The sequence below is a fragment of the Nostoc sp. UHCC 0251 genome, assembly GCF_034932245.1.
Lineage (GTDB): Bacteria > Cyanobacteriota > Cyanobacteriia > Cyanobacteriales > Nostocaceae > Nostoc.
In genome coordinates this window covers 1-8,498 of record NZ_JAYGHD010000151.1, presented here as the reverse complement: position 1 = coordinate 8,498, position 8,498 = coordinate 1, and the positions used below count along the sequence as shown (strand labels likewise).

Genomic DNA, 8,498 nt, shown 5'->3' with positions numbered 1-8,498 from the left:
CAACCTAATTCATACCTTTACCCTTTACCCTTTAACCTTTACCCCTCTTTTTTATGTCAGACTTCTCTCACTATCGTTGCAACTAATCGGGCTTTATGAGGGGTTGTTTAGCTAAATTCTCTAAATCTACGGATTTAAGCAAATTCATCCATTCCACCGCTAGAGTTGGATCTTCAGGTTTGGCAAGACGTAATTCAGCCAAAGTAGTCAAGGCATCGTACCAAATACCATTCTCAGCATAGAGCTTTGCCCGTTGCTCAGGAGTTGCTTGCTTCAAGCTATCTACTAATTGAGGATTTAGATTAATCGGTTGCACCCATCCTTCTACATACTCCTGTTCTATGGGTTGTTGTGGATTGCAAATGATTTTTATCTTGAAAAACCAGTGATACATCTTGTCTACTTGCAATGGGGAAGTATTTGGGCTTAAGGGAATGCTAATAATTCCTGGTGCTTCTGGTATTGTTACTGTTGTTCGGTAAAGAGTTTGGCTTGGTTTACTTGACTCATCTTTGAGAACAAACTCAATGGAATTAATTGTAGATTTTTTATAAGGGACAAAAAACCAAAAAGTTGGATATTTTTCAGTCGTCAATCCCCAAACTTTAGTAACAGAAACGGCTTCTGTTTGTTCTTGTTTGACTGTCTCTTGGTATATAGGTACAAGTGCAATGATAGACTGATTACTAACACCACAACCACGGCTTGCAGCTCCTCCGCGATCGCCTGCTGCACCCCTGTCTGGAGGAGGTGGAGGAGGCGAAAATGTCTTAGGAACGGCCGCAGCTGGTGTCATCAAAATCATTGGATAATAGCCGATAGCTCCCAATAAAGCCATCTGGAATGCAGCGATAAATTGTATTTTTTGCCAATAGCTTTTCATAATTAATCATGCCTATTAAATGGTAGTGTTGATGCTTAAAATTGGCGTTATTATTAATTTTTAAATTTCATGTTTAAGTAAATTGTAGCTATTAAACTATTACCTACTAAAGCCAACATAGCAGGAATGAGGGGAACCCAACAACTATATGCTATTAAAAAGATAAAACAGCTAGCATATAAACTGATAATTGCTATCCCTCCTGCCAAGCTTAAGTAAATAAATCGGTGCAGATAAGCAGTAAACAAACAGCCTAAAAAAGACCAACCCCAAACCCAAATTATTTCACCCCAAAGTGGCCAAGTCCACAACAGAGGTTTTCCATCCAAAGCAGCACTGAGCAATTGACTGACCATCTGGGCTTGTAAAAATACTCCGGGTATTGCCTGTAATTTCCCTTGAGGAGTGATGTAGGGAGTTAACCAGTAATCACGAAAAGTTTCTGCTGTTGTGCCAATAATCACTATTTTGTCTTTGACTGCATTGGCATTTAGCTTACCTGCTAGCACTTGTTGTAAGGTCATACTTGGTGCGTTGGCGAAGCCTGCCGAAGGTATCGCTTCTGGGGAACCAGAGGAACGATAATTTAACAGAATTTGGTGTCCAAAAGCGTCAACCCTTTGATAACCTCCGGTATGAGCTTCTATTGGTTTAAATGTCAGCTTCCCTAATTTCCACGCACCATCAGGGGTAAACTGCAAGTGAATTCCCTTCGCATACAGGTAACGCAGTGCAAGTTGAACATTCAGGGCATAGGGGGCACTACAAGGAGATGAAGGTGAGGGAGTTAATGCTAACAGGTGACGACGCACGACATTATCTGAATCTATGGCAATATCGCTAAAACCTAGATTTTGTGGAGAAAGTTCTGGCGGTGGTTTCACGCCTGGTTTTCCTGCTTGGGAATCGCTGAGTTGACACACTCCTATAAAGCGATCGCTTTTTCGCATTCGTTCTGCCAATGCTGAATAATCCTTACCCACTGGATAATCTCGGTATATATCTAAACCAATAACTTTTGGTTGATATGGCTCTAATTTTTCTAACAGTTGGGCAAGTGATTTGTCTGACAAGGAACCCTGAGGTTTTTCCTGTTTTTGCGCCTGTACATCTTCTTCAGTCACAGTGACAACTAGTAGGCGTGAGTCTGGTTTTTCAGGAGGACGCAAGCGTACCAGTTGGTCAAACGCACTTAACTCTAATGGTTGTAGCACGCCTAAATACCTTACCCCGATTAGTATTCCAGTTATTACCATGCTCGTCAGTAGGATCGATGAGAAGCCAAGCCGATTTGTAATTCTTCTAACAGGGGTGGTTTTAGACAAAGATACAGGAATATTACTATTACGTACATTTCTAAATAATTCCCCCCAATTTAACGGCATCTCAGCAGGGTTTTGACAGATAACAGGCAACCATGTAGCGCAGGGAAATTGGTTTTCTAGCCCCTGTAACCTTTCTCGTGCTTCCCTTACGGCTAAATACAACGGTTCTCCCCGCGTGAAAGCTTCTAAAAAATACTTTAAAAACTGCTGTGCCACCCGATCGGGTACAGGCTCTCGCATGACGATGATTTGGGGAATTTGCAAATCTGCAAATTCTCGTGCCAATCCTAAGCCATCACAAGAATTGAAAATCGCTAGTTGTAAGCCTCGCTCTACTGCCTTTTTCAAGGCATACTTTAACTGGTTAATTGTTAGACTTTCAGTTTGATTGATGTAAATTTTTCCTGTTTCATTCGTTTCCTGAGTAGAACTGTGTCCAGCGAAAAATAGAATCTGCCAATCCTGCTCCCATAACTGATCAGTAAGGTCTTGGCATTGTGGTTCAACTAAAAAAGTGATGTCTGTATTGGGTAACAAATTAAGCACAGCCTGATCTGCTTTGGTATCAATTCCTTGGCTGTTACCCAAAATCGCTAAGATTTTTACTTTGTCGGATGTGGTTGTTATTCGGTTGACTTGTTCGTAGGCGGGAGCGCTCAGGGCTATTTCCGCCTGGGGATAGCGTTCCAACAAATCCCAAAGATGCCAAGGAAGTTTCTGTAATCGAAAGTCTTTGGTTTGTAGAAGCACACGGATATTATCCGCAAGCATGAGTTTTTCCAACCATTTCTCGCGGATAGGACGAAAGGAATCAGAAGCAAGCCAAGTATTAAAACGTAGTTTAAATTCTTCAGCCATCTGTTGGCAGTCTTCTAGGCTGGAGGTTTGATTAAGTACCTTAGGTAAACCAATAGGACGAGATGGCAACTTTAAATTACGATAAATAGATTGCCAACGGTAATAATCGCGGAGAATTTCTGGGTTGGGAGGAAGCGCACCTGTGATTTCCACGCTAGGGCGGACATTTTCATCGCCAATCTGTAGCGTCACGGGAAATCCTTGTTCAAAGTTTCCCTCCCCTAACTTTAAGATGACTAACTTGCCCACAGCTAGTTCTCCACAGATGATGAGTTGTATATTATTTCGATTGCTAAACTACAAAGCCCTATTAATTATTTATCGAAACAGAATTCAGGAGTCAAAATTAAGTTGGGTGTTCTGACCAAAAGATTTTTCCAATGCTCTCTCTTAAAACCGCAAAATCTCTCGGTCATAGTCTCCAGGTGTGGGTTCTATTTCCCAAACTACTCCTTCTCCTAGTTCTAAAATTACTTCCAAATACAACATATCTACAGGAGTTGTAGCCGTATCTTCATTATTCTCAAAACTTTGTAAGTCTTCCGTTAGTAGTCGAAGCTTAAACCCAGCAGGAATTTGTCTACCAGGAGTTGTACTTCGCAATTCAAAGCGCCAAACATAATCCTCAGAAGCGCTTTTTGGGAAAATACGTAACTCGTATGGATGCTCTGCAACTATTATTTGCCGAGACAAGCCTAGAAATGGTTCTGCACTCCGCATTCCCGCAGCCACCACGGCGAATTCTCTTTTTTCCCATCCCCACTGTTGAGCTAGATTGGCTACTCCTGTCTGCAACCATTGCGGAATTGACCACTGCATTCCTAAACCCTGACGCAGTTCATACAATTTTTTTCGCCAACCGCTATGTGCCAGGAGCGCACCCCAGAGTGAAAATGGAACTGCTAAACGCGGGAATTTCACATTGGGATGACCCAACCTTTCTAAAAGATTTTCTGCCTGGGTTGTGGCAATTGGATTTAAAGGTACAATCTCGGCGCGTAAGGCTTCTGGATCGTGAAGTTGGCGTGTGACCCATAGCACATTAATATCTGAAATTAAATCTTCACTTTCCAAGCTGTAAGTGCGATCGCCAGCATCATAAACTCCTTTTGTCTTTAGAATTTGATGGGTTGTGTAGCCAAAAATCTTCATCCAGCCATCATCGGGGTTGACCTGTACTGCTACGTAATAGTCAGCAACCCACTCTGGAATATCTACCCATTCCTGGGGTACGCGCAACTCATCGTCATCCATAGCGAGGGTGGGAATTAATACCAGGCGATCGCTATCAAAAGTAATAGCTGTGCCATTGACTACTTCCCAAAAACTGGGCAATGCCGCACTGTTGGGATAAACCCTGGCGGTGGGAGCAATTTCCTCTTTGAACCAAGGTAAAAATGCTTGCAAGCATTTATGATTTATCCACCCACGTTGACAAGCACCAGCAGTTGAGTATGGTTGTTCTTGCGCCTCTGGAGATTGGGGAATTTCTAAGTATAAATGCTGTGAGTCAATAGTAAATGGGGGAGGTGCGTTTAACATAAATAACTTTAGAATGGCTCCATATAAAGATCGTATTAGAGAGTTAAGTGAGACGGGGGAGACAAAATCCTTTCTTATCTCCTTATTGGATCTGGGAATGGCTATATTGGACTTTGAGCCATTCCTCTAAACTTGTGTTTATGGCATCTACTACGTCGGATTTAGGAGAAATATGCAAGGTGTTTTGACTCCATTGCATGAGAGTCAGGAGCAACGACTTTTTAATGCTGCTAAGGCGACGGGAAACAGTATATTGCTTAATTTCTAACTGTGCTGCAATTTCTGTTTGAGTCAGTTGTTGAACGTAGTAAGCTTGTAGTACTTTTTGTGACTCAGTATCGAGTGCAGCGATCGCTTGGTGCAAAACTTGGTTTAACTGAGCTTGCTGATTTTTTGTATTCGCAGCTTCTTCCTGCTCAATAATTTCCGTTAGTAAAGATGTTTGCAAATTTGCAGGCAATATATCTAATAAGTTACCATCATCTTCTTCTTTGAAGGGAGCGTCTGCGGACACAAACTTAGGATAGAGGAAAGTACGGGCAGCTTTAGCAGAAGATAATAGCCAGGTTTCTATGGTTTGCTGGTTGACTACGGGAGTGGGTGAACTCAATCGGCTGAAACGTTCTGCATTATAAAGATTAGTAATAGCCTCCCAAACCAGAGCATCTGGTTTGGTAAGCTGACGAATTTTTGTGTTGTCACCTGTGTAGAGTTCTTTAAAGCATTCCCAGGCTAAAACATAACTCTCAATTGTTTGAGCGTTAAATCCTGCATTTTGTAATGATTGCACTAGTCGTTTGCGGCTGAGTTTATGCAATAATGCCCAGTCTGAGCAAATGTCTGCTTCCCGACGTGAGCGTAGTACATCCTTGATCATCGATTCAAAAGCTAATTCTGCATAGCCTTTTAAATGCGAACTGTATTGAGGATTAAAAGTTTTGGGGATTTTAGAGATATTAGCGATCGCAATCTGAAAATAGTCTGCTAGAGACAATTGTGTGGGAAACTTCAGGCTGAATTTTCTCGCAACCCAGTAGCACACTTCTTGTAAGTAAGCAGAAATATGTGCCAGTGCCACAGTACTAGATTCAGTCTGCCAAACTCTATACCAGTAAAGTGCCCAAAAGATATCTGATTTTTCAGTTGACGACTCCAGGCAAACTTTCATACTGCGTCGCAGTTTAGCATCTGTTGCCCAACCACTAAATTGGTCTGCTTCAAGTTGCACAAAGGTAGAAAAGATTTCAACAATGCCCTGTCGGGGTTGCATGGAATACTTGCCGCTGTTTGAACCATAGCTGATTTCAATTATACAGCCATAGGGACAAAACCTAAATCCTTATCCAGTAAGGATTTTACAGATTTTTCTGATCTTAGTGCATAAAGACTAAAAGTCATCGTAGAGAGTGATATGCAGAAAAGTTAATTTAGAAAGATGCTTTCTTTGGGGACTAGCGGAATCATTGGATAAATTCGTCAAATACAGAACAAAATTTCGATAGTTACATCCGCAACTTCATCCCACAAATATGCAACTTCTTAAAAGTTACCTAATTATCTCTGCATGACCTAATTAACAAAGAGAGAAAAACCATGTTAACTAATCAAAGCTGCCTAGAATCTTTTGGTTTAATTGAAGAACTTGACGAACAAGCTGCTGAAACAATTAATGGCGGTTACGAAGTTTTTGAAGTTAAAAACAAAACGGGATACAATATCCCCTACTCTATCGATGGTACACGAACAAGCTATCCAGAACCTGGCTCTGATCGTATATGGACTGCGTACAGTGGAGGAATCATTGAATTTGACGCTGACGGTCGAGATGGCTACGAGCTATACAAAAAATATGATTTGGCCGATGGAGGAGTGTATGAGTTTCAAGACAACACAACAACTATTGGCAATCCATATGATATCGAACTCTATAAAGTAGCCTAATGTGGAATTCTCAAGTTGATTTACTAATTTGAATTCTCGAGGTTAGATTGTCCTATTTGGGTTCAGATTCAAGATGCAACCACTCAAAAATATGGGCTAAAAAGCTGAATAAAATATAAGGTCGGGGCACTTGCCTCGATTTTTTTATGCATAATAATTTTACACATTTTTTAAAACTTTTTAATACAAATGCATAAAAAATAAAAGTCATCGTAAAGAGTATTAGATTGCCCTAAACATCAGTTCTAGTCGGGGCTTTTGCCCCGACGATTCTTTCTCCTCTACTAGTATCCAGAAAATGAAATACAATCGTCCTCGGATTACCCAGCCAATTTTTATCAGGACGGCTATCTAAAACCCCTTGAAGATGTAGCTACAAAGCCGTGGTTTAATTGATTGCATATTCACAGGTCTGAAATAAGCAAGCGAGGCTGGTTGTGATATGGCAATCTATGGATATAAAAAGTGGCACTCAAATTTATTAGGAGTTTTTAGTATTATTGGAGTGCTTGCTCATGTTATGTTTTATTGTGAAAATTACGCCTTAGCCCAAATTACCCCTGATGCAACATTGGGCGATCGCTCTTCAAAAATAACTCCCAATGTCAATATTAAAGGACTTCCGGCTAACCAGATTGATGGCGGAACAATTCGCGGTGCAAACCTGTTCCATAGTTTCCAGGAATTCAATGTGGGGGAGTTGCAGCGTGTTTATTTTGCTAATCCCACGGGAATCTCCAATATTCTCACACGGGTGACGGGAAGTAATATCTCCAATATTCTCGGCACTTTGGGGGTGAATGGTGGTGCAAATTTGTTTTTTCTTAATCCCAATGGCATTTTATTTGGGAACAATGCACGGCTGGATGTGCAAGGGAGTTTCGTCGGGACAACAGCTAATGGATTGCAGTTTGGGAATCAAGAATTGTTTAGTGCCATAAACCCCCAAGCACCTTCATTACTTACAGTGAATGTGCCTATCGGGTTGCAATATGGGCGCAATCCGGGGGCGATTCAATTGCAGGAAGCGAGTTTACAGGTTCCTAATGGTCGAACCTTAACTCTGGCAGGTGGCATTGTAAATATTGATGGCAGAGAGTTGCTAGCGCCGGGAGGACGGGTGGAATTGGCAGGCGTGGCTTCTTCAGGTGGGGTGGGACTGATGCAGCAGGGGCAGGAGTTGCGATTGAGTGTGCCAGAGGGATTGGCGAGAGCCGATGTATCCATGACGAATGGCGCTAATGTGGATGTTCGTGCTGGTGGTGGAGGCAGTTAGTAGTACTGGTTCGGGGACGGCAGGCGACCTTGAGATCCAAGCTCGTTCTATTCGCTTGGATAACCAAGGAGCGATCGCCGCCACAACCAGATCGGGGAATGGCGGTAATATGATCCTAAATTCGCAAGACTTCTTATTACTAGGCAATGGTAGTCAAATTTCCACCACTGCTGGCAGTAGCGAATTTGGTGGCGATGGCGGTAACATCACCATCAATACTCCCTTCATTGTTGCCGTCCCCAAAGAAAACAGCGACATTACCGCGAATGCCTTTACAGGGATTGGTGGTAGAGTTGACATTAAAACAAACGGTATTTTCGGTATTCTCCCCCGAAAAATCCCAACCGAAAACAGCGATATTACAGCAAGTTCGGAATTGGGAGTGAGTGGGGAGGTAACTATCAACAGTCCAGATACTGACCCTAGTCGCGGATTAATTCAACTACCCTCTAACGTGGTGGATGCATCCCAACAAATCGCCCAAGGCTGCACTCCTGGAGGACGACTTGCCGCTAGTCGTTTTATTGCCACTGGACGCGGTGGATTACCCCAAAGTCCCAATGAGCCTCTGCGGGGACGAGCAGTGATTACTGATTGGGTAGATTTGCCCCCACAAGCAACAGCCATCACGGATAAATTATCTACTGCATCTATGACCAAATCTGCTGATCAG

General features: G+C 42.3%; 6 protein-coding genes and 1 pseudogene. 3 read left to right on the top strand and 4 right to left on the bottom strand.

Going from position 1 to position 8,498, the window contains the following annotated elements; all coding sequences use genetic code 11:
- Window positions 1-82: 82 nt before the first annotated feature.
- The 4 genes from VB740_RS15805 to VB740_RS15790 all read right to left on the bottom strand — a co-directional run bounded on the left by VB740_RS15805 (window position 83) and on the right by VB740_RS15790 (window position 5,878).
- Window positions 83-883, bottom strand: a complete 801-nt coding sequence (locus VB740_RS15805; RefSeq protein ID WP_323200922.1) for a DUF928 domain-containing protein — start codon at window positions 881-883, stop codon at window positions 83-85.
- A 53-nt stretch (window positions 884-936) separates the two neighbouring features.
- On the bottom strand, window positions 937-3,315 hold the full coding sequence (locus tag VB740_RS15800) for a CHASE2 domain-containing protein (protein WP_323200921.1): 2,379 nt from the start codon (window positions 3,313-3,315) through the stop codon (window positions 937-939).
- A gap of 141 nt (window positions 3,316-3,456) precedes the next feature.
- Window positions 3,457-4,608, bottom strand: a complete 1,152-nt coding sequence (locus tag VB740_RS15795) for a DUF1822 family protein (protein WP_323200920.1) — start codon at window positions 4,606-4,608, stop codon at window positions 3,457-3,459.
- Between the two features lie 82 nt (window positions 4,609-4,690).
- Complete coding sequence (locus VB740_RS15790) at window positions 4,691-5,878, bottom strand: sigma-70 family RNA polymerase sigma factor (protein WP_323200919.1); 1,188 nt, start codon at window positions 5,876-5,878, stop codon at window positions 4,691-4,693.
- Window positions 5,879-6,201: 323 nt separating this feature from the next.
- On the opposite strand from VB740_RS15790, the gene VB740_RS15785 reads away from it, so the two are divergent.
- The 3 genes and pseudogenes from VB740_RS15785 to VB740_RS15775 all read left to right on the top strand — a co-directional run.
- Window positions 6,202-6,549 carry a hypothetical protein gene (locus VB740_RS15785; RefSeq protein WP_323200918.1) on the top strand — a complete coding sequence of 116 codons (348 nt, stop codon included), beginning with the start codon at window positions 6,202-6,204 and terminating at the stop codon, window positions 6,547-6,549.
- A gap of 442 nt (window positions 6,550-6,991) precedes the next feature.
- Complete coding sequence (locus VB740_RS15780; RefSeq protein WP_323200917.1) at window positions 6,992-7,825, top strand: filamentous hemagglutinin N-terminal domain-containing protein; 834 nt, start codon at window positions 6,992-6,994, stop codon at window positions 7,823-7,825.
- Window positions 7,782-8,498, top strand: a pseudogene (locus VB740_RS15775) (S-layer family protein); the annotation flags it as partial. The gene VB740_RS15780 and the pseudogene VB740_RS15775, both read left to right, overlap by 44 nt.